This window comes from Rhizobium phaseoli, from assembly GCF_003985125.1.
Classification (GTDB): domain Bacteria; phylum Pseudomonadota; class Alphaproteobacteria; order Rhizobiales; family Rhizobiaceae; genus Rhizobium; species Rhizobium phaseoli.
Window position 1 is genome coordinate 603,245 of sequence record NZ_ML133565.1, and the last position, 25,574, is coordinate 628,818.

21 protein-coding genes are annotated in these 25,574 nt (G+C 59.8%); 8 read left to right on the forward strand and 13 right to left on the reverse strand.

The window, feature by feature from the left end:
* The first annotated feature begins 1 nt into the window (after position 1).
* From EFD56_RS02810 to EFD56_RS02835, 6 genes are read left to right on the forward strand one after another with little or no spacing between them, the layout of a single operon-like run.
* Positions 2–1,132, forward strand: a complete 1,131-nt coding sequence (locus EFD56_RS02810; RefSeq protein ID WP_037145983.1) for a CgeB family protein — start codon at positions 2–4, stop codon at positions 1,130–1,132.
* Positions 1,129–2,220, forward strand: coding sequence for a CgeB family protein (locus tag EFD56_RS02815; protein ID WP_126904550.1), 1,092 nt, complete (start codon positions 1,129–1,131; stop codon positions 2,218–2,220). Before EFD56_RS02810 ends, EFD56_RS02815 begins: the two co-directional genes overlap by 4 nt.
* Positions 2,217–3,317, forward strand: a complete 1,101-nt coding sequence (locus EFD56_RS02820; protein ID WP_126904551.1) for a CgeB family protein — start codon at positions 2,217–2,219, stop codon at positions 3,315–3,317. Before EFD56_RS02815 ends, EFD56_RS02820 begins: the two co-directional genes overlap by 4 nt.
* 11 nt (positions 3,318–3,328) lie before the next feature.
* The gene (locus EFD56_RS02825) at positions 3,329–4,375 is read left to right on the forward strand and encodes a UDP-glucuronic acid decarboxylase family protein (protein ID WP_037145988.1); all 1,047 of its coding nucleotides are present in this window, start codon (positions 3,329–3,331) and stop codon (positions 4,373–4,375) included.
* An 18-nt stretch (positions 4,376–4,393) separates the two neighbouring features.
* Positions 4,394–5,128, forward strand: coding sequence for a TIGR04290 family methyltransferase (locus tag EFD56_RS02830; protein WP_064830246.1), 735 nt, complete (start codon positions 4,394–4,396; stop codon positions 5,126–5,128).
* A 33-nt stretch (positions 5,129–5,161) separates the two neighbouring features.
* Entirely contained in the window at positions 5,162–6,076 is a 915-nt protein-coding gene (locus EFD56_RS02835) for a cytochrome c (RefSeq protein WP_012489837.1), read from the forward strand.
* A gap of 33 nt (positions 6,077–6,109) precedes the next feature.
* Here the strand turns inward: EFD56_RS02835 and EFD56_RS02840 are convergent, their stop codons facing one another.
* The 13 genes from EFD56_RS02840 to EFD56_RS02900 form a co-directional block, all read right to left on the reverse strand.
* Entirely contained in the window at positions 6,110–6,472 is a 363-nt protein-coding gene (locus EFD56_RS02840; RefSeq protein ID WP_012489836.1) for a c-type cytochrome, read from the reverse strand.
* A gap of 34 nt (positions 6,473–6,506) precedes the next feature.
* On the reverse strand, positions 6,507–7,403 hold the full coding sequence (locus EFD56_RS02845; protein WP_126904552.1) for a cytochrome c oxidase assembly protein: 897 nt from the start codon (positions 7,401–7,403) through the stop codon (positions 6,507–6,509).
* Positions 7,400–8,002: a cytochrome c oxidase subunit 3 gene (locus EFD56_RS02850; protein WP_126904553.1), complete on the reverse strand. Its 603-nt coding sequence runs from the start codon at positions 8,000–8,002 to the stop codon at positions 7,400–7,402. Before EFD56_RS02850 ends, EFD56_RS02845 begins: the two co-directional genes overlap by 4 nt.
* Entirely contained in the window at positions 7,999–9,912 is a 1,914-nt protein-coding gene (gene ctaD / locus EFD56_RS02855) for a cytochrome c oxidase subunit I (RefSeq protein ID WP_126904554.1), read from the reverse strand. Before ctaD ends, EFD56_RS02850 begins: the two co-directional genes overlap by 4 nt.
* Positions 9,909–10,907 (reverse strand): cytochrome c oxidase subunit II, encoded by a 999-nt coding sequence (coxB, locus tag EFD56_RS02860; protein WP_126904555.1) that lies wholly within the window; start codon positions 10,905–10,907, stop codon positions 9,909–9,911. Before coxB ends, ctaD begins: the two co-directional genes overlap by 4 nt.
* Positions 10,904–11,626 carry a c-type cytochrome gene (locus EFD56_RS02865; protein WP_245440556.1) on the reverse strand — a complete coding sequence of 241 codons (723 nt, stop codon included), beginning with the start codon at positions 11,624–11,626 and terminating at the stop codon, positions 10,904–10,906. The genes coxB and EFD56_RS02865 overlap by 4 nt, the downstream gene beginning before the upstream one ends.
* Before the next feature lie 44 nt (positions 11,627–11,670).
* The gene (locus EFD56_RS02870) at positions 11,671–14,073 is read right to left on the reverse strand and encodes an FdhF/YdeP family oxidoreductase (protein WP_126904556.1); all 2,403 of its coding nucleotides are present in this window, start codon (positions 14,071–14,073) and stop codon (positions 11,671–11,673) included.
* 165 nt (positions 14,074–14,238) lie between these two features.
* Positions 14,239–14,496, reverse strand: a complete 258-nt coding sequence (locus tag EFD56_RS02875; protein WP_425376301.1) for a hypothetical protein — start codon at positions 14,494–14,496, stop codon at positions 14,239–14,241.
* Between the two features lie 280 nt (positions 14,497–14,776).
* Complete coding sequence (gene gmd / locus EFD56_RS02880) at positions 14,777–15,880, reverse strand: GDP-mannose 4,6-dehydratase (protein WP_126904557.1); 1,104 nt, start codon at positions 15,878–15,880, stop codon at positions 14,777–14,779.
* A 42-nt stretch (positions 15,881–15,922) separates the two neighbouring features.
* Positions 15,923–18,181 (reverse strand): GumC family protein, encoded by a 2,259-nt coding sequence (locus EFD56_RS02885; protein WP_126904558.1) that lies wholly within the window; start codon positions 18,179–18,181, stop codon positions 15,923–15,925.
* Positions 18,178–19,320 (reverse strand): glycosyltransferase family 4 protein, encoded by a 1,143-nt coding sequence (locus tag EFD56_RS02890; RefSeq protein ID WP_126904559.1) that lies wholly within the window; start codon positions 19,318–19,320, stop codon positions 18,178–18,180. Before EFD56_RS02890 ends, EFD56_RS02885 begins: the two co-directional genes overlap by 4 nt.
* On the reverse strand, positions 19,314–20,414 hold the full coding sequence (locus tag EFD56_RS02895; RefSeq protein ID WP_126904560.1) for a glycosyltransferase family 4 protein: 1,101 nt from the start codon (positions 20,412–20,414) through the stop codon (positions 19,314–19,316). Before EFD56_RS02895 ends, EFD56_RS02890 begins: the two co-directional genes overlap by 7 nt.
* Entirely contained in the window at positions 20,411–21,361 is a 951-nt protein-coding gene (locus tag EFD56_RS02900; protein ID WP_126904561.1) for a glycosyltransferase family 2 protein, read from the reverse strand. Before EFD56_RS02900 ends, EFD56_RS02895 begins: the two co-directional genes overlap by 4 nt.
* Before the next feature lie 625 nt (positions 21,362–21,986).
* On the opposite strand from EFD56_RS02900, the gene EFD56_RS02910 reads away from it, so the two are divergent.
* Both EFD56_RS02910 and EFD56_RS02915 read left to right on the forward strand, forming a co-directional pair.
* Positions 21,987–23,291 carry an O-antigen ligase family protein gene (locus tag EFD56_RS02910; protein WP_126904563.1) on the forward strand — a complete coding sequence of 435 codons (1,305 nt, stop codon included), beginning with the start codon at positions 21,987–21,989 and terminating at the stop codon, positions 23,289–23,291.
* Between the two features lie 16 nt (positions 23,292–23,307).
* On the forward strand, positions 23,308–25,431 hold the full coding sequence (locus EFD56_RS02915) for a right-handed parallel beta-helix repeat-containing protein (RefSeq protein WP_126904600.1): 2,124 nt from the start codon (positions 23,308–23,310) through the stop codon (positions 25,429–25,431).
* The last annotated feature ends 143 nt before the right edge of the window (positions 25,432–25,574 follow it).

Below are 25,574 nucleotides of genomic sequence, written 5' to 3' on the forward strand. Positions count from 1 at the left end.
CATGAAGTTCGTCTTTTATACCCATTCGCTGATTTCCGACTGGAATCATGGCAACGCACATTTCCTTCGCGGCGTCATGCGGGATCTCCAGCGGCGCGGTCACGAAACGCTGGCATTGGAGCCGGAAGACGCCTGGAGCCGCACCAATCTCGTCAGCGATCAAGGGCCGGCCGCCGTCGAGCGTTTTCATCAGGTCTTTCCGCAGCATCGCTCGGATTTCTACGACGAGGCTTTCGACCACGAGGCGGCACTTGGCGATGCCGATGTCGTCATCGTGCACGAGTGGACGGCACCGCGACTGGTCGAGAGCCTCGGGCGCATCCGGCGCAAAGGCGCTGGCTTCACCCTGCTCTTCCACGATACGCATCACCGGGCCGTCTCGGCCGAAGGGGACATCGCGTCGCTCATGCTTGACGATTACGACGGGGTGCTGGCCTTCGGGCAGACCTTGCGTGAGCGCTATCTTCGTGCAGGCTGGGGAAAGTCCGTCTTCACCTGGCACGAGGCAGCGGACGACGCGCTGTTTCGGCCGTTGCCGGATGTCGAGAAATCAGGAGACCTCATCTGGATCGGCAATTGGGGCGATGACGAGCGATCGGCTGAGATTGCCGAGTTCCTGATCCGGCCCGCCAGAGATCTGGCGCTGAAGACGATGGTTCGCGGCGTTCGCTACCCTGACCATGCGCTGGATGAACTTCGTAACGCCGGCATCGCTTATGGCGGCTGGATCGCCAACGCCGATGTTCCGGCCGCCTTTGCTCGCCACAAAGTGACGGTACACATCCCGCGGCGACCTTATGTCGAGCACCTGCCCGGTATTCCGACGATCAGGGTCTTCGAGGCACTAGCCTGCGGCATACCCCTGATCTCGGCACCTTGGGCTGATGTCGAGCATCTCTTCACCCCAGGCCGGGACTATCTGCCCGTCGGCAATGGCGAGGAGATGAAGAAGAGCCTGCGTGCCGTCCTCTTCGATACAGATCTCGCCGCGAGCCTCGCTGCAGCCGGTCTTGCGACCATCAAGGCGCGTCACACCTGCCGGCACCGCGTTGATGAGCTGCTGGAAATTCTGGCGAACTGCGGCACGAGCAAGGTCACTGCGAAGCTTCAGCCATGGGAGGCGGCGGAATGAAAATCGCATTTTACGGTTCGAGCCTCGTCTCTGCCTATTGGAATGGTGCCGCCACTTACTATCGCGGCTTGCTGCGGGCGCTCTCGGGGAAAGGCTATGAGATCACCTTTTACGAGCCCGACGTCTACGATCGGCAGAAAAACCGCGACATCGATCCACCGGACTGGTGCAGGGTCGTCGTCTACGAGGGAACGATCGACGCATTGAAGACCGTTGCCGGCGAAGCTGCCAGGGCCGATATTGTCGTCAAGGCGAGCGGCGTCGGTTTCGAAGACGATCTGCTGCTGGAGGAAGTCCTTCGCAACGCGCGACCGCGAGCCCTGAAAATCTTCTGGGACGTCGATGCCCCGGCAACGCTTGCCGAACTCAGGGCCGATCCCGATCACCCGTTGGGCCGAGCGCTCCCGAAGATCGATCTTGTGCTGACCTATGGCGGCGGCGATCCTGTCGTGAGTGCATACCGCTCCATCGGGGCAGCCGAATGCATTCCTGTCTATAATGCGCTCGACCCGCAAACTCATCATCCGGTACCGGAGGACGGCCGCTTTGGCGCCGATCTCGGTTTCCTCGGCAATCGCCTGCCGGACCGGGAGGCCCGGGTCGAGCGCTTCTTCCTGGAGCCTGCCTCTCGTCTGCGGGACCGGAAATTCCTGCTCGGTGGCTCCGGCTGGCAGGACAAGCCGATGTCGTCGAATGTCAACTACATCGGCCACGTGCCGACGCGCGACCACAACGCCTTCAACGTCACTCCCATGGCGGTTCTCAACATATCGCGTGCCAGCATGGCGGAGACCGGATTTTCGCCCGCGACGCGGGTCTTCGAGGCGGCCGGCGCCGGCGCCTGCCTCATTACCGATTACTGGCAGGGCATCGACCTGTTCCTTAAGCCCGACGAGGAGATTCTCGTTGCGCGCGATGGCGAGGATGTGGCTGCCCTGATGGCTGGTCTGTCGCGCCGCGGCGCCCAGGAAATCGGAGAGCGGGCGCGCCGGCGCGTGCTGGCCGAGCACACATACGCCAATCGCGCCGAAACCGTGGATGCGATCTTTCGCGCCCGCCTCGGCGCGCGCGTGGAGGCAGCGGAATGACAAGGCCGCTCGACATCGTCTTCCTCGGCCTTTCGCTTTCCTCGTCCTGGGGAAACGGCCACGCGACGACCTATCGCGCGCTCATCAAAGGCTTGCGGCAGGATGCTCACCGCGTTCTGTTCCTGGAGCGAGATGTTCCCTGGTACGCCAATCACAGGGACCTCGCTTCGCCTGACTTCTGCGAGCTCGGTTACTATTCCGATCTGAATGCCATGATCGAGCTTTACGGTGAAAGGCTGCGCAAGGCCGACGCCGTTATCGCGGGATCCTATGTACCGGATGGCGTGGCGCTGATCGACAGGCTCGCTGCGTTGGAGTTGAAAAGTCTCTGCTTCTACGACATCGACACGCCGGTGACCTTGGCCAAGCTCGACCGCGGCGATGAGGAATATCTGGCGCTGCGGCAGATACCGCTGTTCGACGCCTACTTCTCCTTCTCAGGAGGAGAGGTGCTGGCGCGATTGGAGCAGAACTACGGTGCACGGAGCGCCGTTGCCCTCTACTGCTCCGTCGATCAGGAGCGCTACGCAAATACGGGAGAGGCTGCCGCATGGGATCTTGGCTATCTCGGAACCTACAGCCCGGACCGGCAGCCGACGCTGGAGCATCTCCTTCTGGAGCCGGCGCGCCGTCTGCCGGAGATGCGCTTCGTCGTCGCCGGATCGCAATTTCCTGATGAGATCGCGTGGCCGGCCAATGTCGAACGCATCAAGCATCTGGCGCCAGCCGAACATGCAAGTTTTTACAGCCGGCAGCGATTCACGCTGAACGTTACTCGCCGCGACATGATTGCTGCCGGCTGGTCTCCCAGTGTGCGACTCTTCGAGGCCGCCGCCTGCGGAACGCCGATCATCAGCGACTTCTGGCGCGGCCTCGGCGAGCTATTGCCGGACGGGGAGGCCCTGTTCATAGCGCGCGCGCCGGAAGAGGTTGTGGCGCTGCTGAGGGAACTTCCCGACAGCGACCGCTTGTCGGTCGCGGCTGCCGCCAGGAAAGTGGTGATGAACAGTCATACGGGGGCTGCGCGTGCTCGCGAATTCGCCCGCGCTCTTTTGCAACTGCCCGCTAATCCAGCTTTGGACCGTATCTCAGCGTAAGGAGAGTATCGATGCTTCACGTCAATCATCGCCGGAAAGGAAAGACTGCTCTGGTTGCAGGGGGCGCCGGCTTTGTCGGCTCGCATCTCTGTGATGCTCTTCTCGGCCGCGGCGATACGGTCATCTGCGTAGACAGCTACATTACCGGGTCGCGGGACAATGTGAGGCCGCTGATGAATCATCCGGGTTTCCGGCTTATCGAAGAGGATATTTGTGCAGTCCTGAAGATCGACGAGCCTCTTGACCAGATCTACAATCTGGCCTGCGCTGCATCGCCGCCGCAATATCAGGCGGATCCGGTTCATACGATGATGACTTGTGTCGCCGGCACGGGCAACCTTCTCGCGTTGGCCGAACAGCACGGGGCATCCTTCCTCCAGGCCTCGACAAGCGAGGTCTATGGCGACCCGGCCGAGCATCCGCAGCGAGAGGATTATCGCGGCAACGTCAGCTGCACGGGGCCACGCGCCTGCTACGACGAGGGAAAGCGCGCCGCCGAAGCTCTCTGCTTCGACATGCTGCGGGTCAGGCGCGTCGACGCACGGGTCGCCCGCATCTTCAACACCTATGGACCGCGCATGCAGGCCAATGACGGCCGGATCGTCTCCAACCTGATCGTGCAGGCCCTGTCCGGGAAGCCTCTGACCATCTATGGAAGCGGCACACAGACGCGATCCTTCTGCTATGTCAGCGATCTTGTCGGTGGTCTCATAGCCCTGATGAACGTGCGGCCAAACCCCGGCATGCCTGTCAACCTCGGCAATCCTGGGGAGTTCACCATCAATGAGCTTGCCGAGATGGTTCGTTCAATGATGGCGGTTCGGACCGTGCTCGCCTACAAGGCGCTGCCGAAGGACGATCCCCAGCGTCGCCGGCCTGATATTTCCCGCGCGATGGAGCTTCTCGATTGGCAGCCGACGGTACCGCTTGCCGAAGGGCTGCGATATACAATCGACTGGTTTGCCGCCAATCTGGACGATAGCCCACGCAAGCGAACAGGAGCGCCTCGCTCTCGTCGCAGAATGGCGGCCTCGCAGGCCGCCTCCCTGGAGAGCTGATCGAAAGGCGGATGCACGATGATGAACCCGTCTTTGAAACGGCGTATCAAAGAATTGGGCCCCTGGTTCCATAATATGCGGCTGGGGGAGATCGAGACCGCGCCGGACCATTTTCTCGGCGACTACCCGGCATTCAAATGGGACGGTTTCAAACATGTGGTGCCTGACGATCTTGCAGGCCGCAGCGTTCTTGATATCGGCTGTAATGCCGGATTTTATACCCTCGAGATGAAACGCCGCAACGCGGGCCGGGTTCTCGGCATCGATAGTGATCCACGCTATCTCGAACAGGCCCGTTTCGCCGCCGATCATTTTGCCCTCGACATCGAGTTCAGGCAGATGTCGGTTTATGAGGTTGCACAACTCGGCGAAACCTTCGATCTCGTGCTCTTCATGGGTGTCCTTTACCACCTGCGCCATCCGTTGCTGGCACTTGATCTGCTCTACGAACACGTGGTTGGCGATCTCATGCTGTTCCAATGTCTGCAGCGGGGCGAGGAGCGGATTGCCCCGCTTCAAGATGACTATGAATTTTCGGAATGGAACGTTTTCGACCGGCGGGACTACCCGACGCTGTTCTTCGTCGAAGAGCGCTATGCGGCCGATCCTACCAACTGGTTCATCCCGAACAAGGCAGCGGTCGAAGCCATGTTGCGAAGCTCCGGATTTGTGTTGGAGGCAAATCCCGAGCGCGAGGTTTATCTTTGTCGCCGAGGCCGGCGGCCCTACATGGTCGAGCCGCCGCCCGCTTGAGGCGATCGCTCGACAGGACAATGCAGGTCCACAATGTTGAAAGGTACGGGACCGTTTTCGTTTGCCATTGTTGCGATCCTCGTCATCGCGACCTTGGTCTGGTTCGTGACCAAACCGCATCCGCTTTTTGCTGCCGGAGATCCTCGATTAACGCCCGGGGATGCGGAGCGGGGCCGATTGGTATTTGCCGCGGGCGGCTGCGCCTCCTGCCATGCTTCACCGGGTCAACCCGATCGCCTGAAACTGGGCGGCGACCTCGCTCTGGCCTCCCCTTATGGAACGTTTCGGGTCCCAAATATTTCGCCCGATCCGCAGGCCGGCATCGGCTCATGGTCGGTCGCCGATCTGGCTAATGCGCTGATTGCCGGCGTGTCTCCGTCGGGACGGCATTACTATCCCGTGTTTCCATATGCCAGCTACACCGGCATGACGCTTGACGATATCAGGGACCTCTATGCCTATCTGCACACGCTTCGGCCGGTCGCGGAGCGTCCGCAGCCGCACGATATCGATCCGATTTTTCGCATTCGACGCTTCGTCGGCTTCTGGAAGCTGCTCTTCTTTCATCAAGGCCGGCCGGGGGGGAATCCGCTCGGCGATCCGATGCATGATCGCGGAGCCTATCTGGTCGAAGCGCTCGGCCATTGCGCCGAGTGCCATTCCTCGCGCAACATCTTCGGCGCAATCAAGCCCAAAACCCGGTTTGCCGGAGGGGTGAGTTCCGAAGGCGTCGGCTTTAATCCGAACATCACGCCGGAGGGCATCGGCTCGTGGTCCGAGCAGGATATCGCCGAAATGCTTCGGAGCGGCAAGACGCCCGATCACGGTTATGTCGGCTGGTCCATGGCCGATGTCGTGGAGAACACATCCGAGCTTTCCGAGCCGGACCGCATCGCCATGGCTCGATATCTGAAGTCGTTGCCGCCGCGACCGACGCCGCATCCGTAAATCAGGTGAACGGTTTTGCCGTCGCTCAATGCCTCAACGGCCATAGAGATAGGCGGCGAGGTCACGGGCCTCCGCTTCGGAAATGCCGGTGGCCGGCATCGCGGTCTTCGGCGAATAGGCTTGCGGCGTAACGATCCAGCCGACCAGATTATCGGCGGAATTGTTGAGCACGCCGGCAATATAGACTCGTTCGCGCAGACCGGACAGGTCGCCGCCGACCTTGCCGTCGGCGCCCTCTATGCCCGGAATCGTGTGGCATCCGGCGCAGCCATAGCGGCGGAAGATCGCCGGTGCGCGTGCGGGATTGCCTTTCGTTATCGCGATCGCAGCGGCTTGGCGTTCGGAGCGCTGGCGATAAATGTCGGTCAAGAACACCGCTGCCGCCAAGCTAATCATGCAGGCAGCCGCCACGAAAGCAGGCCGAAGCGAGTTACGGGGCAACGATGTGCGTTCCACCTGCGCCTCCTTTTCCCGAATCTCTGATCCACAACGCGGTCAGCGTCAGCGCTGCGATGGCGTAGATGGTTCCTGCTGGCACCCACATCACCAGGCCCGCCACCTGCTGATCCTCGAGCGGCGACAGCCCCCAGGTCTCGGCGGCTCGCGTCTGCACCCCATAGAGCACCCTCGGCGCAAGTGCGATCAGCGCGCCGAGAATGCTCATATGCAGCATGGTCAAAAAGACGTGCCAGGCGGCCAGCCCGCGGTTCTTCTTCCAGATGACGGACCACCAGAAAAGGACGGCGCTCACGAAAAAGCAAAGGTGTTGCAGGCGGTGGAGGGGAAGGCTGTCTATCGTAGCGTCGAACAGGATCGGCGCGTGCCAGGCCCAGATCGCCACGCCGTGCAGCAGTGTCGCCACTGTGCCGTTGCTGAGACAGTTCCACGCGCTGCGCGTGGCGTTTGAAGCAAGTGCCCGCCCCGTCTGGCGCCTGACGATCTTCGGTAGTCCCCAGAGCAGCATCGCCGAGGGCCGCGCCAACACGATTAGCGGCGCCGAAACCGCCATAACCAATTCATGTTCGATCATGTGGAAGGTGAACAGCTGCTCACCCAGCCAGTGCAGGGGAGAGACGAGCGCGCCGGCCAGAACGAGCCAGCCGGTCCAGAAGGTCGCGACCCGCTGCACGAAGGCACGACGGCTTTCGGCCGATCGAGACCGGAAGCGAAGGCTGCCGCATGCAAATAAGGCCGCGCTGAGGCCCAGCGGCATAACGATCCAGAGGTCCATGGTCCATGGCAAGGAGACGGAATGGACATGGCCGTCATGGGCCGACGCAGGTGCCGCCATAGTCACCAGAAAGGAGATCGTGGTTGCTGTTCTCATAGCCGCGGCACCCAATAGATGCATCCGTAGAGAGGAAGCCAGGCGAGGACGACAAAGTTCCAGTAAAGCGCGTTGTCTTCGACGTCGCCGTAGCGGCGGGTGTTGTCTGCATGCTTGGAAAACATCAGGCAGGCGAGAACGATGGTGTCGATGAGATCGGTGACGATGTGGGTGGTGTGAAGACCAAGGATCGTCCAGGTGATCGATCCGTAGGCGTCGTCGTCCCAGCTTATATGAAGGGCAGGAAATTCGAAGAAGCGGGGGATGAGCGGTATCGCGCCCATGAAGGTCATGGCGATCAGTCCCAGGCGCACCTTGCGCAGGTCCTTGCGTTGCGCCCACCGCGACACCAGCATATTCGGCACGATGCTGACGAGAAGCAGCAGGGTCAGCACCGTGCCCGGAAGAAGGTCCGGAGGAGGGGCTTCGATCGGCCAACGCGGCGCCAGGCTCATGAGGTAGAAATAGACCGCGATTGTCAGTGCAAATCCCATGCCTTCGATCAACATGAAAGCGCCGGTGCCCCAGAAGGTCAGGCTCGCGCTGCCCGTTCCATGCAGGGGAAGCTTCGACAGGTCGAGCGCGATGCGTTCTTTCATGACTCGTCCTCCGGAGTTTGCTTCGGCCAGAACCATCCCGTGAGGGTGATGGCTATCGGAATCGCTCCCCAGATCACCGCCCAGGGGGTGAAGATCGAGCCGATCAGCATGATGGTGGTGGCGATCGCCGCCAGGAACGGCCAGATCGAATTGGCTGGCATGGCTTCCCGCGCTTCCGGCTCGGCAGCCATAACGCTGCTGACGATTACTTCGCGTCGGTCGAGCCTGAGGCCCGTGGCCACCGGCAAGGTCTCTCCGTCCGCCCAGAGTGGTGCGGCGGATCGAACAACCGGGATGTGGCGGAAATTGTAGGGGGGAGGGGGCGAGGATGTGGCCCATTCCAGCGTCGAGGCGTTCCAGGGGTTCGGCCCTGCGAGCGGGCCGAATTTGAAGCTGCGCACCGCGTCGATGAAGAAGATGAGGAAGCCGGCAGCCAGGATGACGGCGCTGAGACTGACGAAAAGGTTCAAGCCTGCCCAGGGCAATTCCGGCGGATAGGTATAGATGCGTCGCGGCATGCCTTGCAGGCCGAGGATGTGCATCGGGAAGAAGGTCAGGTGAAAGCCGGTGAAGATGAGGCCGAAGGCCCATCGGCCGAGCCTTTCGCTCATCATGCGGCCGGTCATCTTCGGGAACCAATAGTAGATCGCGCCGATGAGCGGGAAGACGGAACCGCCGATCAGCACATAATGGAAATGTGCGACGACGAAATAGGTGTCGTGAACCTGCGTGTCGAGCGGCACGGAGGCCACCATCACGCCGGTCATTCCGCCGATGACGAAGGTAATCAGGAAGCCGATGATGAAAAGCAGCGGTGTCTTGAAGACGGGACGTCCGTCCCACAACGTCGCCAACCAGCAGAAGATCTGGGTCCCGGCAGGAATGGCGATCGCCATGCTGGAGGCGGTGAAGAAGCTGCTTCCGAGACGAGGCAGACCGGCAACGAACATGTGATGGACCCAAAGCCCGAAAGCCAGAACACCGGTCGCGATCATCGCCAGGACAAGCGGCAGATAGCCAAAGACCGGGCGCCGGGTGAACGTCGAGATCATGGCGGACACCATGCCGACGGCGGGCAGGAAGATGATGTAAACCTCCGGGTGGCCGAAGAACCAGAACAGGTGCTGCCAGAGAAGGACGTCGCCGCCTTCCGAGGGATTGTAGAATTGCGTGCCGACCAGCCGGTCGAGAATGAGCGAAGAGGAGCTGAACATGATAGCCGGCATGGCCAGGATGACGAGAAAGGCCGTCACCAGCATCGACCAGACGAAGAGCGGAATGCGATTGAGCGACATGCCAGGCGCCCGCAGCTTGAAGACGGTCACGACGATTTCGACGGCGACGGCAAGGGCGGATACTTCGGTGAAGGTGATCATCTGTGCCCAGAGGTCCACCCGCTTTCCCGCGCCATATTGCGGACCGGCCAACGGCACGTAAGAGAACCAGCCAACATCGGGGGCGGTATCGAGAGCCAGAGAGATCCAGAGAAGCAGCCCCCCGGCCAGAAATATCCAATAGGAGAAGGCATTCAGCCTTGGAAAGGCGATGTTGCGCGTTCCGACCATCAGCGGAACAAGATAGACCGCCATTGCCTCCATCACCGGCACGGCGAAAAGGAACATCATGTTGCTCCCGTGTACGGTGAAAATCTGGTTATAGCGGTCGGCGCTGATGAAGCGTGCCTCCGGGAAAGCAAGCTGCAGGCGCATCGACAGCGCAAGCACGCCGCCGAGGAGCAGGAAGAGGAAGGCTGTCGCGATATAACGCCGCCCGATGATCTTGTGATCGACCGTGGACAATGCCGCCAGCAGCCCTGACGGCGTCGACCAAGTTCGCCTGAGAAGGGCTTCGGCGCCTTCATCGCCGGCTGCCAGATCAGCGGGGGATGGGATATTGGCCTGGCCGGTCATCGGAGTTCACTCAGATAGGCAGTCAATTGCCGCAGCTCTTCGCTGGTGAGGGGAACCAAGGGCATGTTGTTTCCCGGCTTCAACGTCTGCGGATCGGCAATCCACGCGGCGATCGAGCCCCGGCTATTCTCCAGCAGCCCCGCCCCGATCATGCTGCGGCTGCCGACATGGGTAAGATCCGGTCCTGAGATGCCGCCCGCAGCAGTGCCGCGGACCGTGTGGCAGGCGGCGCATGGCTTGCTGATAAAGACCAGCTTGCCCGCCGCGGCATCGCCATCGGCCGGCTCGACCGCCGCTCTTCGCTGCGCGTCCAGCCAGCGGGCATACTCGTCAGGCTCCTCGGCAACCACCAGCAGAGCCATGTGGCTGTGCTGCAGGCCGCAGAATTCGGCGCATTGACCGCGATAGATTCCAGGTTTGTCTGCATGAAGCGTCAGCCCGTTCTCGCGGCCGGGAACCAGATCCTGCTTTCCCGTCAGGTTCGGTATCCAGAATGAGTGAATGACGTCCGTTGCCTCCAGGCGCAGCCGGACGTCGGTTCCCACCGGAATATGCAGTTCGTTGGCCGTCTGAAAGGTTTTGGCCGGGTCCGCATCAAGATAAGTGAACTGCCACCACCATTGCTGGCCCCGAACGACGATCGTCGCAGGATCAGCCTCGCGCCAGTCGATGCTGCGCGTGGCGTAAAAGCTCGAGACGGTCAGAAATGTTATGACGAGAACGGTCCCCACAATTGCCGCGCTTACGACCCTGCCCATGGAACGCTCGGTCTGAGGCCTGCCGGGCGCCGGGTTGTTACTGCGAAGCAGGGCCCAGGCCATCACGGCCATGACCAGCACGAAGACGACGCCGCAGACCGCGACGAACAGCAATAGCAACTCTCTAAGCTCCATGGCTGAAGGTCCATCGGCATTCAGCGCCGATTGCGGATCGCCAGTGCAGCTGGAGAGAAACAGGAGATGGGGGAGTAGAGAAGAGGCGCGCGGGATCTTCAAGGCCGAACACCTCGATCGGAACGGACGCCGGCCGGTCCCTCCTCGAAATGGCTTGCCGCCGGTGCGCGGTTCTCGGCTGGTCTGGTATGTTTGTCGTCGTTCCGGCTTGGCGCAGTATAGGGTGCCGAATAGGCGCCGATCGTCCTGATGTAGCCTGCGAGCTGCCAGATCTGGTCGCTCGTCATCTTGTTGGCGAAGGACGGCATGCCATTAGGCCGTCCGTCGCGAATGGATGCCACGACCGAGACCATTTCCGAACCGTACAGCCACCAGCCATCGAGAAATGAAGGGCCGGTTCCGCCTCGCCCATCTCCATGGCAGATAGGGCAGCCGAACCAGGAATAAAGACGCTTGCCTTGGCTCAGATCATAGGCGGTGGTTTCATAGGGCTTGTCGAGGGCGAAATAGACGTCGGGCGGTGTCCCGCCGATCTTGTCGGGCATCAGCCGGAACTGGTCGAGCGCTGAGGTAACAGGGGGATCGGCGCGATATTGCCTGGGATGCCTTGCCCAGCCGATCACGGCGCCGATAGCAAACACGCAGAGAATTGCTGCCGAGGCGAACCAAATTCCGGGCTTTTTTTCGGTTATTCGGTCGAGACGCGGTCGTAGCTCAACCAAGGCACCCATCGCGGCGGGATAGGCCCGATCCTGCCGTGGACGAAGTGCCCAGCCGATAGCTGCCGCTGCGGCGGCCACGCAGAAAAGCGTCGCTGCCATAAACCAGCTTCGGTTCTTGCTTTGGCGCATCGCCGAAACCTGGTTCAGGACCGCGAGGATTGGGCGGAGAGGCTGAGACGCACCGGCAGCAGCTTATAAGACGGCGTCTTGGCCTTAGCATCATGATGCGCCAGCGGAAAGAGCGGGTTCGCCTCCGGATAATAGGCTGCGCAGCAGCCGGCCGGAATATCGTGCCGCACGACTTTGAATTCTGTGACGCGGCGCATCTTTGCGACTTCGATGGCCGTCGTCAGATCGACGAAGTCACCCTCTTTGAAGCCCAGCCTGAGAATGTCCTCCTCGTTCATGAAGACCACCTTTCTCGTCCCCTTCACGCCGCGGTAGCGATCGCCATAGGCATAGATCGTCGTATTGAACTGATCGTTCGCGCGCAGGGTGGTAAGGTTGAGAACCTCCCCGGCGCCGGAACCGATATCGAGTTCGGGAAAGAGCCGCGATGGGGTGATGAAGTTGGCTTTCTGGTTCGCAGTCGTCCATTTTCGCTCCCGCGCCGGTACGGGTCTCGGAATGCCGCCTGGCTGGAACATGCGTTTGTTGAAATCCCTGAATGTCTCGGGATAGGTCGCTTCGATCGCGTCGCGGATCTTCGAATAGTCGCCGACCCATTCATCCCAGGGCACCCGACCTTTCGTCAGCGTTGCTTTGGCCATGCCGGCGATGATTGCAGGTTCCGACAGCAGCTCGTCGCTTGCCGGTTTTGCCCTTCCGCGCGAGCCGTGGAAATGCGCCACCGAGCTTTCGATGGAGACGGCTTGCGGGCCGCTTGCCTGATCATCGATCTCGATCCGGCCGAGGCAGGGCAGGAGGTAGGCAATCTCGCCATGGATCACATGGCTGCGATTGAGTTTGGTTGCAATCTGGACACTGAGGCGCAGTTTCCGCCAAGCCTCTTCCATCGCCTCCGTTTCCGGAACCGCACGCAAGAAATTACCGCCGAGCCCGACAAATGCCTTTGCCTCCCCTTGCATGATGGCTTTGCAGGTATCGACCGTCGAGCGCCCCTCCCATCTCGGAGGCTCGAAGTGATAAAGTACCGACAGCTTGTCGAGCGGGACGAGCGCGGGCTTTTCGGTTATTCCGACCGTGCGCTGTCCCTGAACGTTCGAATGTCCTCGCACGGCGCAGATGTTTGCGCCCGGCTTACCGACATTGCCGCGCAACAGCGCGAGATTGGCGACCATGTGGACGTTCTGGACGCCCATCACATGCTGGGTCAGGCCCATGCCGTAGATCATCAGCACGGCCTCTGAATGCGCATAGATGCGCGCCGCCTGGATCATCTGTTCGCGGGTCAGGCCGGAAACACGCTCCAGTTCGGCCCAATCGTGCCGACGGGCGGTGTCGGCGAACTCTTCGAAGCCCGACGTATGCGTGTTGATGAAATCGTGGTCGAGCACGTGCTTCTTGTCGGCTGCGGCGATGGAAGCGGCAAAGGCGACCGCCGCAGCGTTGTCCGGTTTGTCAGGAACGGCGTCGGAGCCTGAAACCTTGCTCGCGCCTATCGCCTTCAAGGCATCGTCGGCTTCGATCAAGGCTTTGCAGACCCCGAACAGGGCTGCGATATCACCGCCGTTCTTCACCTGGAAATATTCCGAGGAAATCGGCGTCGATCGGCCGGTCAGCATCTGGCTCGGCATTTGCGGGTTGATGAAACGCTCAAGGCCGGCTTCGCGCAGCGGATTGAAGGTGACGATCCTGACGCCTCTATCGGCCGCATCCTGCAGATCGTGCAGCATTCTCGGCGAAGAGGTGGCGACATTCTGCGCCAGGTAGAAGATGCAGTCGCAGTTCTGGAAGTCCGAAAGGATCGCCGTGCCGACGGTCGCGCCGATGCTTTCCGGGAGCCCGACCGACGTGCTTTCGTGGCACATATTCGAGGAGTCGGGTAAGTTATTGCTGCCGAAGATGCGCGCAAAAAGCTGATACATGTAGGAGGTTTCCAGGGAGGCGCGACCCGAGGTGTAGAAATCCACCTGCTGCGGAGGAATGGAACGCAGCTCTCTGCCGATTTCGTCAAAGGCCTCGTCCCAGCTCACCGGTTCGTATTTGTCCGTCGCGCTGTTCCATCGCATCGGGTGGGTAAGCCGACCCTGCTCCTCGAGATCGTGATCGCTCCATTGCTCCAGTTCCTGCAATGTATGGGCGGCAAAAAAAGCGCGGTTCGCCCGGCGCGTGGTGATCTCCCAGGCAGTTGCCTTTGCGCCCTCCTCGCAGAATTCCATCGCATGCGGTTTTGCAGGCTTGGCCCAGGCACAGCTCACGCACATATAGCCGTCCGGTTTGTTGTGGTGGGCAAGCAGCGACGATCCGGATCGCGGGACGTGCTCGCGCAGAAGGATTTCTCCGACAGCTCTCGCCGCTCCCCAGCCGCCCGCCGTCCCTGTGTTTTCTCCAATTGTTGGGTGATGTTTCGACTTCGTTGACATGTCTAGCTCCCCACAGTGCCGAAGCGGAAATCCCCGGCAAGTTATTCGCGGTCCGAACTCTCCGGGGAACAAACTGTTCCAGGCGTGCCAGCGGAGGCGCCTGACGATTGCCGGGACTGAGAGGCGAATGAACGATCCCTGACGGCTCAATCATGGCGCAGGCGCTCAGAGTGGTGTCGGCGCCTCGGCCTCGACCTCAGCATAGAGCTGGCCGCACATCGTCAGCGATCGCCGCATGGCAGCGACCCGGTCCTCGGCGTCTTTGGAGGAATAGGCCCAGATTTCGGTGGCCCAGCTCTTGCCATCCATCTCGTACTGAAGGGCGAATTTGTAGAGACGTCGCGCGTCCGCGTCGCTGCTTAAGAAAGCGCGATCCGGATCGTCGCAGTGCTCTCTGTTGCGGGGGAAACGTATAACATTCACAACAACGTGCTCCTCGGATCGCCTCGTCGCCAAGGCTCGACAGGCGCTTTCCAAGGACCAAACCAGACCACTTGAATTTCGTTCCCTTCGATTGCCGTTGGAGCGGTTCATCGTCCGACCGTCGAAGCACGCGCGCCAGAAAGCAGTTGATTGCGGAGCGCCGGAAGCGGACTACCCTCCCATGCGGGGGGCGCAGGCTGGCACGACGGCGGTTGACGTTGCCGCACGCACGGCACGTCGGCGACACGTTCCCTCTTGATCGGCGAGGCCTTGGGTCTCTTCAGGCGTAGGCGAAGCCTTTCGTCACACCGACCGACGGAACATTTCGTGCCATGACTTTCAGATCCTCGCGAACCATCTCCGCAACCAGCTGATCAAGACTGGTCTCGTGTTTCCACCCAAGCTTCGTGTGCGCTTTCGTCGGATCGCCAATCAGAAGATCAACTTCTGTCGGACGGAAGTAGGTTGGATCGATTTCCACCACACACTGACCGGATGTCTTGTCGTATCCCTTTTCCTCGACCCCGCTGCCACGCCAGTCGATCGGCATGCCCACCTTGGCGAAGGCCTTGTCCACAAAGGAACGAACCGAATGCGTTTCGCCGGTCGCCAGGACATAGTCTCCCGGTTCGTCCTGCTGCAGCATCAGCCACATGCCGCGGACATATTCTCGCGCATGTCCCCAGTCGCGCTTGGCGTCCAAATTGCCGAGATAGAGCTTCTCCTGCAATCCAAGATGGATCGCAGCCGCCGCCCGGGTGATTTTACGCGTGACGAATGTTTCGCCGCGGATCGGGCTTTCATGATTGAACAAAATCCCGTTGGAGGCATGCATGCCGTAGGCCTCGCGATAATTGACCACAATCCAATAGGCATAGAGCTTGGCCGCCGCGTAGGGTGAGCGAGGGTAGAAAGGTGTCGTTTCGCTCTGCGGAACTTCCTGGACTTTGCCGTAGAGTTCCGAGGTGGATGCCTGATAGAAGCGCGTCTTCTTGGTCAGCCCCAGCAGGCGAATTGCTTCAAGCAGCCGCAGGGTGCCGGTTCCATCGGCGTTGGCAGTATATTCCGGTGTCTCGAAGGAAACTTGAACGTGGCTCTGCGCGGCGAGATTATAAATCTCGTCCGGCTGCGTTTCCTGTATGACGCGGATGAGATTGGTCGAATCGGTCATATCCCCGAAGTGCAAAATGAAGCGAGGATTCTCGACATGGGGGTCCTCGTACAGATGCTCGATGCGACTGGTATTGAAGGACGACGAGCGTCGTTTGAGGCCGTGAACGATATAGCCCTTGTCCAGGAGCAGTTCGGCCAAATATGCACCGTCCTGCCCTGTTATGCCCGTAATCAGCGCAACTTTTCGGTTCTTTTTCATTCCGGCATCCATGGTTACTCTCCAATTCGAATACTGCCGAAGTATATTGCTGCGTTATCTCTGGGATCTCAAAGAAAATATGTTTTTAATTGTTGCGGACGGAGAATCGGCGGTGTGGAGTTGGTAATATTTCATCAGAGATTTTGAGAAAAGCTCGGAGTCGCTGAAGTTATACAGCGCATGCTTCTCGGGGTTTACATTGTTGATTGCGACAAGGATTTCCGAGTTTCGCTGGCTTTTCATTTGCTGCAGGCTGAACTCGACGGCGCGACGACTCGTCTTTCCCCATCTGACAACCGCCAGCGTTTTTTCTGCGAGCGCAGTCAGAAGAACGGTGTCCGTCGAGGCGAGGACGGGCGCGCTGTCGAAAATGACAACCCGGCCGGCCGCGCCCGCCATCTCGATGATTTCTGCCAGGCCGTTCGAACGAACGCGTCGCTGAAGGCTGAACTTGCCAGAGGGAATGAAGTCGATCCCTCCTGGATGGTGGTAGACGATGTCGCGGATGTCCGCGTGCCCGTTTAGATATTCGTTCAATCCTTGCTGTAGACCCGACCTGAAGAACGAATCGAGTTCTCCCCGTCGAAGGTCGCCGTCGACCAACAGCACCGGAATTGCCGCGGCGGCGAGTTCGATGGCCAGCGATCTTGCGACAAGCGACTTGCCTTCTCCGCTGTGAGCCGACGTCACGACGATACTGTTCGGCAACTTGCCCCCATTGGACTGTTTGAGTGTCAGGATCACAGTACGGATTGCTTCGTCAAACATCGGGACCGGCGCAAGCCTGAAAACTGTCTTCGGATTTTCCTTCCGCGCCAGCCGTGGGATAAGTCCCGCCGGTATCGTGCGGGTCAATCCTGCTATTTGGTCGAAACTCCGGATGGACCGGTCCCACATTTCCATGGCGAAAGCAGCCGTTACGGCTGCCGAGATCGCAGCCAGAACGGTGCTTACCAGATAGAAAAGCCGTCCACGTCCTAGCGATCCGAGCGGCACTGAAGCCGGTGATAAGACCTCCAATTCGGCCCCGGGAAGCTTGGCCTTGTCGACTATGTCACGGCGCTGGTCCTCAAGTTTGTCGAGTGCCAGCTGTTCCTTCTCGGCTATCCGCTGCAGTCGCGTCAATTCGGTCAGCACCAGGGCGTCGCGTGTGCGTTTTTCATGGGCGTCATCCAAGATCGATTGGACCGCGGCAGCCTCGTGATCAAGTGCGGCGAGCTTGGCGCGCATTGTTTGGAGATATTGCTTGGTCGCAAAGCTGAGGTCGGCGCGGGAGTTTTGGATCTTCTCGCGCAAATCCACGACGGGCTCGGCATTGCTGTCGTATAGTTCAAGCAGACGGGCAAGATCTTCTTCCTGTGCGTGAAGATCACGTTGCTTTCTGGTAATGTCGTCCGGGAGGGCGATGTTCTGCACAGCGACCGAAGCGCTATCGGCCGCCTCAAGCGTCGATATCACCGCCTTGACCTCAACCCGGGTTTCCTCAATTTTCCCTTCGCGGCCGGTGAGATCTATGAGTGATTTGAGCCGCTCGTCCTGAGCGTCCTCTTTCGACACGACGTCCATCGATTCTTGATAGTTTCGGGCAGCCTCGCGGGCAATATCCGCCCGAGCCTTCTGTTCGGAGATGCGCTGCACGATCCATTTTTCCGCTGAATCGAGACGGCTGCGGACAATGGCCTTCCGCTCATCGAGGTAGATGCTGATGACACGGTTCGGAACCGCGGCGGCCAGTTGAGGGTCATTCGTCGTGAAGCTGACCTGGACAACGTCACTCTTGTCTTCATGCCAGACGCCGAGCGCCGTATAAAATTCCGGGATGACGGCGTCGATGCCGTCGCGTTCCGGCTCGGTAGGTTTTCGGGGATCGAACAGGCCGCGCAACTTTGCCCGGATGCTCTCAAACAATGAGAGCTCCCGCAGCGCTGGATTGAATTCCGGCCGCAAGCTAAGCCGCAGTTCGCGCACGACCCGCTCTGCAATGCTTCTGGATAGAAGCCGCTCCGTCTCCGATTTCGCGTCAAGCAGATCACTGCTGCTTTTATCCTCCACACCAAGCGATTTTGCGAGAGGCTGATGGATAATCAGCCGGGCCCAGGCCTGATAGACGGGCTTCATCCCAGAGATGATGATCGCTGCGGGCGCCATCAGCAGCAATGTTATAGCGATGATCATCACCATTCTCCGCCGCAGCATGCGAAAGGCGGCTGCGAGGTCCAGGTTGTCCGCCTTGGTCTCTACCTGAGCTCGAGGATCATAGCGCATCGACGAGATCGGAAGGTTGCGGTCTGGCGGCACAGTGGAAATCGTCATCGTGCATCAATCCGTGCTTGAGGTTTCGCGCAAACGGCTCCGTAAAGTTTTTGGAGTGATCGCATATAGGCCATCATGCTGAAATGGTTGAGATAATGCGCGCGCCCCTGGACGGAGAGGCGGATGCGCAATTCCCGGTCGGACACCAGCTTTGCCAAAGCTCCGGCCAAGGCATTCTGGTCTCCCACCGGCACGAAGATCCCGGTCTCGCCATCGGTAATGACTTCGTCATGCGCCCCTACACGCGTGGTGACGACGGCGAGCCCGTGGGACAATCCTTCGAGCACGGCCATTGCCAGCCCTTCGGCGTGTGACGGCAGGACCAGAATATCTGCACGGGCGCACAAGGCTCGCGCCTCGCCGGCATCAAGCCAGCCAGGCATCTCGACCCGATCGGAAACCGCCATGGCGTCAGCCAGATGGCGATAGTGCTCGACAGGGCCATCGCCGGCCAGTACAGCCCGCCACCGGAGTTCCTTCATAAGCGGGTGGCTCAGGGCGGACAGAAGCTCCGTGACACCCTTGCGTTCGCTCAACCGGCCGAGGAATACGATCAACGGTATCTCGCTGTCGCGAATTTTGTGCGTCCCGGGATCGGGGACGCAATTATGGGCGACGACTGCGCGGCGCTCGTCAACACCCAGAAGGGTCGTCAGTGTCGCGCGATCGCGCTCGCCCAGTGCTACGACACGGTCGGCATTTTGGAACATCCGACGGATGAGCCGTTGTTGACCCCGCGAGCGTTGCGCGAAATCGCCGGCGTAATCGTAGTCGTGAAGGTGCAATATGTGGCAGCACCCTAACAGGCGGGCAGCCTCGGTCAGGATCAGTTTGCGAGACGTGCTGCCGCGGCCGGCGATATGGATATGGTGAATGCGGTCAGGCGCAACGATACGGTCCTTTGCCATCGTCAGGATAGCACCGACCAGTCGCGCCGGCGAAGTCCATTTGGACCATCGAGCCCCTCTTGTATCTGTGACTAGATGCTTGATGCCGGTCTCTTTCGCGGACTCTGTTATGTAGCCGACGAGCCTGCCGATGCCGCCGCCGTTCTCACAGCCGCCCGGAAGATAGTGGCGGACGCTCGCAGCGCTCCATGCCGCTGGTCGGCTTCTGTCTGTGAGGGCTTCCATCAACATGACCCGACCACCTCCCGATAAACTGCCGCGGCCTGACCGCCGACCCGTTCAGGCGAATTTGGTCCCTTGGCCCAGTCGAGCGCATTGGCACCGAACCTGTTTCTGAGTTCGCCGTTGTCTGCCAATGTCCTGATTGCAGCCGCGAGCTCTTTGGCATCTCCGGGAGGGACCACCATCCCCAGCCCGTTGGGCTCAACGGTCTCCCGCAACTCGCCGACGTCAGTAACGATGACGGGTTTGCCAAATGCGGCGGCTAGATTGAGCACGCCGCTTTGGGAGGCTTCCGTATAGGGAAGCACGACGATGTCGGTGTCCAGGAAAAGCTGGGCGACCTCGGCATCCTCGATAAAACGATTGCGAATATCGTAGCGGTCGGCATCCCCCATGAGCGGCAGGAAGATTGCCGGATTGTCGCCGCGGCCCGCGACCGTGACGCGGAGGTTGGGAAGCACGCCCTTGAGCATCGCTTCGGCCCGGACCAGATGTTCCAGGCCCTTATAGGCAAATATCCGCCCGAACAGCAGGACGCGTATCGTTCCGTCCGCTTCGCGCGGTGTCATCTTCTGTCTCCGGGCGAGCTCGGCATAGCGAAGGATGGAGGGATGCGACAGAACGTGGACGCAGTCTGACGATTTTGCATATCGGTCGAGGACCATCCGCTTCAGTCCCTCGCCATGCACGACAAGGTGCCCGGATTGCTTCACCATCAGTTCGGGGGCCCAGCCGGGCAATGTACGCGTATCGGAGTCGCCCGGGTGGATTTCGACGTCATGGATCGTCGTCACAAGCGGGATCGGGCGCCAGAACGGCACGGCGAGGTTCAGCCAAAGCGTAGAATTGCTGAGGAGATGAATAAGGTTCGGCCGTTCGCGCCGGATCAGACGCGTAAGCTGATACAAAAACCACGGATTGGAGAGAGAACGATGTCTCGGCCAGTCCAGAAGGTGCAGATCGACGGCGGGGTCGAAGGAAGAGGCGAGATGTGCATAGCGCCGGCGCGGTACGGCAAGCACCACATCGAGGTGCTGGGCAACGCCGCTGGCAAAGGAGATGGTATAGTCTTCCAGTTCGGAGACCAACAGCAGCGCCTTCATTTCGCTACCTCCGGCAGGCCAACGTCCAGACCGAGCCGAGACAGGCCGCGCGCCGAGCGCAAGCTGTCGCGCGTCCGCCTGAGCAGGTTCGGTTCGCCGGCAAAGAAGAGGCCTTCGATGGCAAGCTTGAACCGCGTGAGCGCATCGGCGCCCTGAAGCTTTGCCGACGCAACGCGATAGGGATAGTGATCCCTCAGATGTAGTCTTGCCGGCAGTTCATGAGTGGAGAGAAACAGGTTCGTTGCTTCCACGGTCTGCTGCCAGTGGGTCATCCGTCTCCTGAGCGTGGCAGCATCTTCGGCAGCGCGATACCAGTTGTTATTGTGGATGCGGTAGAATCCCAGCGGGTCCGGCATGGCAATCACGTCCCCCAGAAACGGGTAGATCCCCACGAGCCAGGCATCGGCCGATATCCGGAAGTCGAGTGGAATGCTGCCCGCAGCATCCCATGCGCTCCGCCGTACCGCGACGGCTGACGTCATCGGAAAAGGCCACCAACCAGCCGATCTGGCGAGTAGCGACGACAAAGCACCCGAACACAGGGTTCGCGGGATCGGCTTGGACGTCGGCGTGCCATCGACAAGCGTTGGCTGCAGTCGATGATAGACGAGTGATGCTTGAGGATTGGCACGGAACGCTGCAGCCGTCGCCGACAGCTTGCCCGGCACCCACCAGTCGTCAGCATCCAGAAAGCACAGGATCTCGCCCGTGCTTGATCCGACAGCGGTATTCATCGCAGCCGCCTGTCCTGCGTTCTCCTGAAAGATCACCTTTACGCGGCTGTCATACGCTTGCAGAACAGACCGCGACTGGTCGGTCGAGCCGTCATCGACGACGATGATCTCGACATTGCGTGCGTCTTGGCTCAACACGCTGTCTATCGCCCGCCCGACAAAACGAGCGTAGTTGTAATTATTGATGAGGACACTGAGGGCCGGCCGCTCCATGACGCGCTCTCAGGTCGGTTGCCACAATGCACCGCTGTGCAGCGCAAAATTGATTAAGAGGCCGACCTTTCCGTAGCCGTTGCGGTTTGGAGCATCGGTAATGGTGTTATTCAAAATGGGTCGGCCGAACCGTATCCCGCGCAGAGCCGATGAGATCGCCGCTGACAACGCCACGACGAGTAGAGCGCCCGTCGTGTTGCATAGAGAACTAGGATCATGACGCAGGAACATGGCAATCCTAACCTTCCAGGCTTCGACTGCAGAGAAAGTCTCTGTCAGAATTGTTGCCTCATTGCAGTGGAATCGCGGCTTAACCCACCACGCCTCATAAGACATTCATCGCCACGGTACCGATGAACGGACAAGCGCAACATCTGCTCTTAAGGGCAATTGGCGGACATGAAGGCCCGTCTTTTGGGTAAATACCGGCCGGAAGATTAAGCCCAACATCGTCTTTTGGTGGAGCGAGGGTGCATTAGGCGTAGCCCACCCTTCACTAGGACAGATTGACCGCGGATGGGGCTGAATGTTTGCTTGAGAGCAGCACGCGCCACGAAGAGGACACCTGTTTTTGATCTGCCGCGATCAACAGCCGCTTGTCTGTTCAAATCAGTCGGGACGGATAATGAGAGTAGATAGCCTTAGAACTGCCAGCGGGCCAACCATCAGTTGGCGGGTCTTAGAATGCTGGGGCGCCGGCATATCCCTTTTTTTTCAGGCAGGCGCCCTTCTGCCGCTGATCCTCGCAGATGCGGACGGAGCGCTCAGCGAATCTGCCAGATCTATACTGCGTTTGCCTTGCATTCCTATATATGTATTTACAGCCGTGATCCTGATACGCAATTTTCCGCAGTTTCTAACGGCGCTCAGGCGAAATCTGATTGTTCCCCTGATCTTTGCCTTGCCGTTTTTGTCGACCCTGTGGTCAATAGCGCCGCCGACGACCTTGAGGCGCGCAATCGGCCTTTTGTTTTGCGTGCTTCTTTCCTACGTCCTGGCGATACGTTTTACGCCGAGGCAGCTGCTGTTCCTCCTATTTGTAACCCTGGGAGCCTGTACCGTCCTCAGTGTGGTTATGTCCGTGGTGTCACCAGCCCTCGCCACCATGCCGGATGGTGATGGAGCAATGCGGGGCGTCTTCATTCACAAGAACGTGCTGGGCTGGTACGCGGCGCTGATGATCTTGGTGGCGACCGCCGTGCTGATCGACGGGACGTTCGGCCTGCGGCGAACCGCGTTTATCCTGTTGGCCGGAGGTATCATCTGTCTCGCGCGCTCCGGATCGATGACCGCAATCATTGCAACGTCAGTCGCGTTTTGCCTGATCGGCTTTTATTCCCTCCTGCAAAGAAGCAGCAGCATTGGCCGCGTCGTCATCGTCCTGTTTTTCATCCAGCTGTCTGTCGGCATTCTGATTTCGCTTCACGAATTCCTGGTTCCGGCCCTTGAAGCGCTCGGCAAGGACGCGACTTTAACGGGCCGAGTGCCATTGTGGGAGCTGGTCGATCGCGAAATAGCCGATCGTTGGATGCTTGGGTACGGTTATCAGGCTTTCTGGACAACCGCGAACCCGGAAGCGACACACATGTGGTTGAAGATCGGATGGCCCGCGCCGCACGCGCATAATGGATATCGTGATATCTTGTTGAGCTTCGGGATAATGGGAATGATCCCGTTTGCTGTGATGCTTCCCCATGCAATCCGCCAGGGCGCGATGCTTCATTGTCATGACGCGCAGTACGGGTGGCTCTGGCTCAATGTCCTGACGATCATGATCCTGGTGATGAATCTGACCGAGAGTATTTTTTTCGTTCAGAATGACGCCATCTTCATCCTGTTCACCACAGCGATCATCATGTTTTCGCTGTACGCGCCCGTCGTTTCGGTCAGCCATTCGCCGTCGTGGCAGACGTCTCGAGTGGCCTTATGAGGGGGTGGCAGACATCATGAGGCGGCGTCTTGGACTGATCCTGAGCATCTTGCCCGTCATGCTCTTTCCGCAGTCCGGCAATTCGGCTCCAGCCGGGATAGAGGGGGATGCGCCCGAGCGCCTGCAGATACTCATCCGGGAAGCGACCTGCGCGGAAGCTTCCGCGACGTCGTCAGCCAAATTGAACGGGACTTCTTTACGCGACGCATTGAGCAGCAGCACCGCGGCGCGAACGATATTCTACGTTTCTCCCGATGGAAAAGACACTTGGAGCGGCCTGCTTCCGACTGCAAATCAGCAGGGGGACGATGGCCCTTTCGCCAGCATCGAACGAGCCCGTGATGCTGCCCGCGAGATAGGCGGTCCCAATCTGATTGCGCTTGGTAAAGGCGATTACTACCTTACCCAGCCGATCGTCTTCGACGCTCGCGATACCGGTTTGATCCTTACGGCAAGATGCAATGAAGTGCCGGTTCTGCATGGCGGGCGACGCGTGGATAACTGGGCGCGGCAGTCCGATGGCCGTTGGACGGCGCCGCTGTCATTGCCGCCGGAGCAAGGCGTCGGTGACCTTTTCGTCAATCGGATACGGCAAACTCGGGCTCGATTTCCCAATGTTCCGGCTGATGGCGACCCCCGCGAGGGGTGGTTATTCGCCGCAAAGTGCGAACCTGCAATCGATATGTGGGAAGGAAACACGCGCTTTTGTTTCCGTGCCGGCGATCTTCCGAACATGGGGGACGCGAGCGGGCTGGTCATCAACATCGTTGGAGGCTATCAACCCGGAAGCCAGTGGGGTAATGATACGCTTCCGGTCGTATCCATCGATGGCGCCGACCGGACCGTCCATACCAAAGGCACAAGTTATTTCTTTACCGCAGAAGGCAGCCGCTACTTCCTTACCGGCGCCAAAGGCTTGCTCGACGCGCCTGGAGAGTGGTGGCACGACCCTGCCGCGGGCCAGCTTCATTATATCCCGATCGATCAGTCGTTCCCCGATTCCGTCGTCGTTGCTGGTGTTTTGCCGACATTCTTGAAGCTGGACGGGGCCAATGGGATGGTTGTATCGGGGATCGAGATCAGAGACGGAGCGCCTGACGGCAGCGGCAAATTTTATACGGATACCAGAGGATTTGGCGCCATCCGGGTCGAACACGCCGATGGTGTCAAGATCCTCGGCAACAATCTCGAGAATGTCGGCGTCGGGATCCATGCGACGGAAAGCAAGGACGCGTTGATCGCCGGCAACGTGATTGCGGATGTGGCCGGCAACGGGATTTACGTCGGCACGAATTACGGCACCTTCGGCAAGTCGGACGGGGCCAGAATCCTTTCGAACCATATCCATGACATTGGGCAGGTGTACATTGAGACTGCCGGAATATGGTTCCAGGCGGCCGACAATGTCAGGATCGCCGACAACGTCATCGAAAACACGGCGCAGTTCGGGATCACCGGGGGATCGCTGTGGGGTTCCAATGACGCGGTCTATAACGCCGTCATCGAGCACAATGTGGTCCGAAACGCCAACCAGCAGACTGCCGATGGCGGCGCCATCAAAATGATGGGCGAGCAGGCCGACTCCTTGAACAGCACCATCCGCTTCAACGTCGTGACTGGGACCGGCCACCTCATGAACAGGCCCGACGGAACGTTCTGGCCTCCCGGATATGAAAACATTAGCGAATGGCCCACTCCCATCAGCTGGGCGATCTACACCGATGGAAAAGCGAGCGGCCTGCGCATCGAAGGAAATTCGCTCTCGGGCAACATATCGGCGATTGGCATCAACGGCGGTTGGAGCAATTTGGTGACGGGAAACGTTATCACAGGCGGATCGGGCACCGCTTTTCGCGTTGACGACGGTACCGGCAGGGGCTGGCACCCGCCATGGGCAGGCCCAAATCGCATCGAGAACAATGTCGTGACGATCAACAATAGCAACGGGCTTGCTGCCTACGTCTATGCTCCCGACCACGGGCCTCAATATGTGCAATTCGCACGTAACCGCTACATCGGCAATTTGAATAGCCAGAGCTTCCGAGTAGATCCTGGGATTATGCGGTCCGGAGAACTTGGCAGTCTACAGGATCTTCAGAAGGCTGGCGCGGACACGGGAAGCGTAATCGTACCCGAGTAACAAGAACGCCACCACCGGCAGTGTTCTCAGGCGATTAAATCAGGCGCCGCGGCAACTTGTACTGCCGAACAAGTATAGTTTCGTCATGCCGGCAACTGCCGCAGGCAAGAGCATCGACGAGTTGAGCGTGGCGATCGAACCGA

Bases quoted from the DNA above. Each gene is read 5' to 3' on its own strand.
- EFD56_RS02840 (WP_012489836.1), bottom strand. From the start codon at position 6,472: ATGATTAGCTTGGCGGCAGCGGTGTTCTTGACCGACATTTATCGCCAG.
- EFD56_RS02815 (WP_126904550.1), top strand. From the start codon at position 1,129: ATGAAAATCGCATTTTACGGTTCGAGCCTCGTCTCTGCCTATTGGAAT.
- ctaD (WP_126904554.1), bottom strand. From the start codon at position 9,912: ATGACCGGCCAGGCCAATATCCCATCCCCCGCTGATCTGGCAGCCGGC.
- EFD56_RS02825 (WP_037145988.1), top strand. From the start codon at position 3,329: ATGCTTCACGTCAATCATCGCCGGAAAGGAAAGACTGCTCTGGTTGCA.
- EFD56_RS02900 (WP_126904561.1), bottom strand. From the start codon at position 21,361: ATGGAGCGGCCGGCCCTCAGTGTCCTCATCAATAATTACAACTACGCT.
- EFD56_RS02890 (WP_126904559.1), bottom strand. From the start codon at position 19,320: ATGTTGATGGAAGCCCTCACAGACAGAAGCCGACCAGCGGCATGGAGC.
- EFD56_RS02910 (WP_126904563.1), top strand. From the start codon at position 21,987: ATGAGAGTAGATAGCCTTAGAACTGCCAGCGGGCCAACCATCAGTTGG.
- EFD56_RS02870 (WP_126904556.1), bottom strand. From the start codon at position 14,073: ATGTCAACGAAGTCGAAACATCACCCAACAATTGGAGAAAACACAGGG.
- EFD56_RS02915 (WP_126904600.1), top strand. From the start codon at position 23,308: ATGAGGCGGCGTCTTGGACTGATCCTGAGCATCTTGCCCGTCATGCTC.
- EFD56_RS02830 (WP_064830246.1), top strand. From the start codon at position 4,394: ATGATGAACCCGTCTTTGAAACGGCGTATCAAAGAATTGGGCCCCTGG.
- EFD56_RS02810 (WP_037145983.1), top strand. From the start codon at position 2: ATGAAGTTCGTCTTTTATACCCATTCGCTGATTTCCGACTGGAATCAT.
- EFD56_RS02845 (WP_126904552.1), bottom strand. From the start codon at position 7,403: ATGAGAACAGCAACCACGATCTCCTTTCTGGTGACTATGGCGGCACCT.
- EFD56_RS02850 (WP_126904553.1), bottom strand. From the start codon at position 8,002: ATGAAAGAACGCATCGCGCTCGACCTGTCGAAGCTTCCCCTGCATGGA.
- gmd (WP_126904557.1), bottom strand. From the start codon at position 15,880: ATGGATGCCGGAATGAAAAAGAACCGAAAAGTTGCGCTGATTACGGGC.
- EFD56_RS02885 (WP_126904558.1), bottom strand. From the start codon at position 18,181: ATGACGATTTCCACTGTGCCGCCAGACCGCAACCTTCCGATCTCGTCG.
- EFD56_RS02835 (WP_012489837.1), top strand. From the start codon at position 5,162: ATGTTGAAAGGTACGGGACCGTTTTCGTTTGCCATTGTTGCGATCCTC.
- EFD56_RS02820 (WP_126904551.1), top strand. From the start codon at position 2,217: ATGACAAGGCCGCTCGACATCGTCTTCCTCGGCCTTTCGCTTTCCTCG.
- EFD56_RS02895 (WP_126904560.1), bottom strand. From the start codon at position 20,414: ATGAAGGCGCTGCTGTTGGTCTCCGAACTGGAAGACTATACCATCTCC.
- EFD56_RS02865 (WP_245440556.1), bottom strand. From the start codon at position 11,626: ATGGCAGCGACGCTTTTCTGCGTGGCCGCCGCAGCGGCAGCTATCGGC.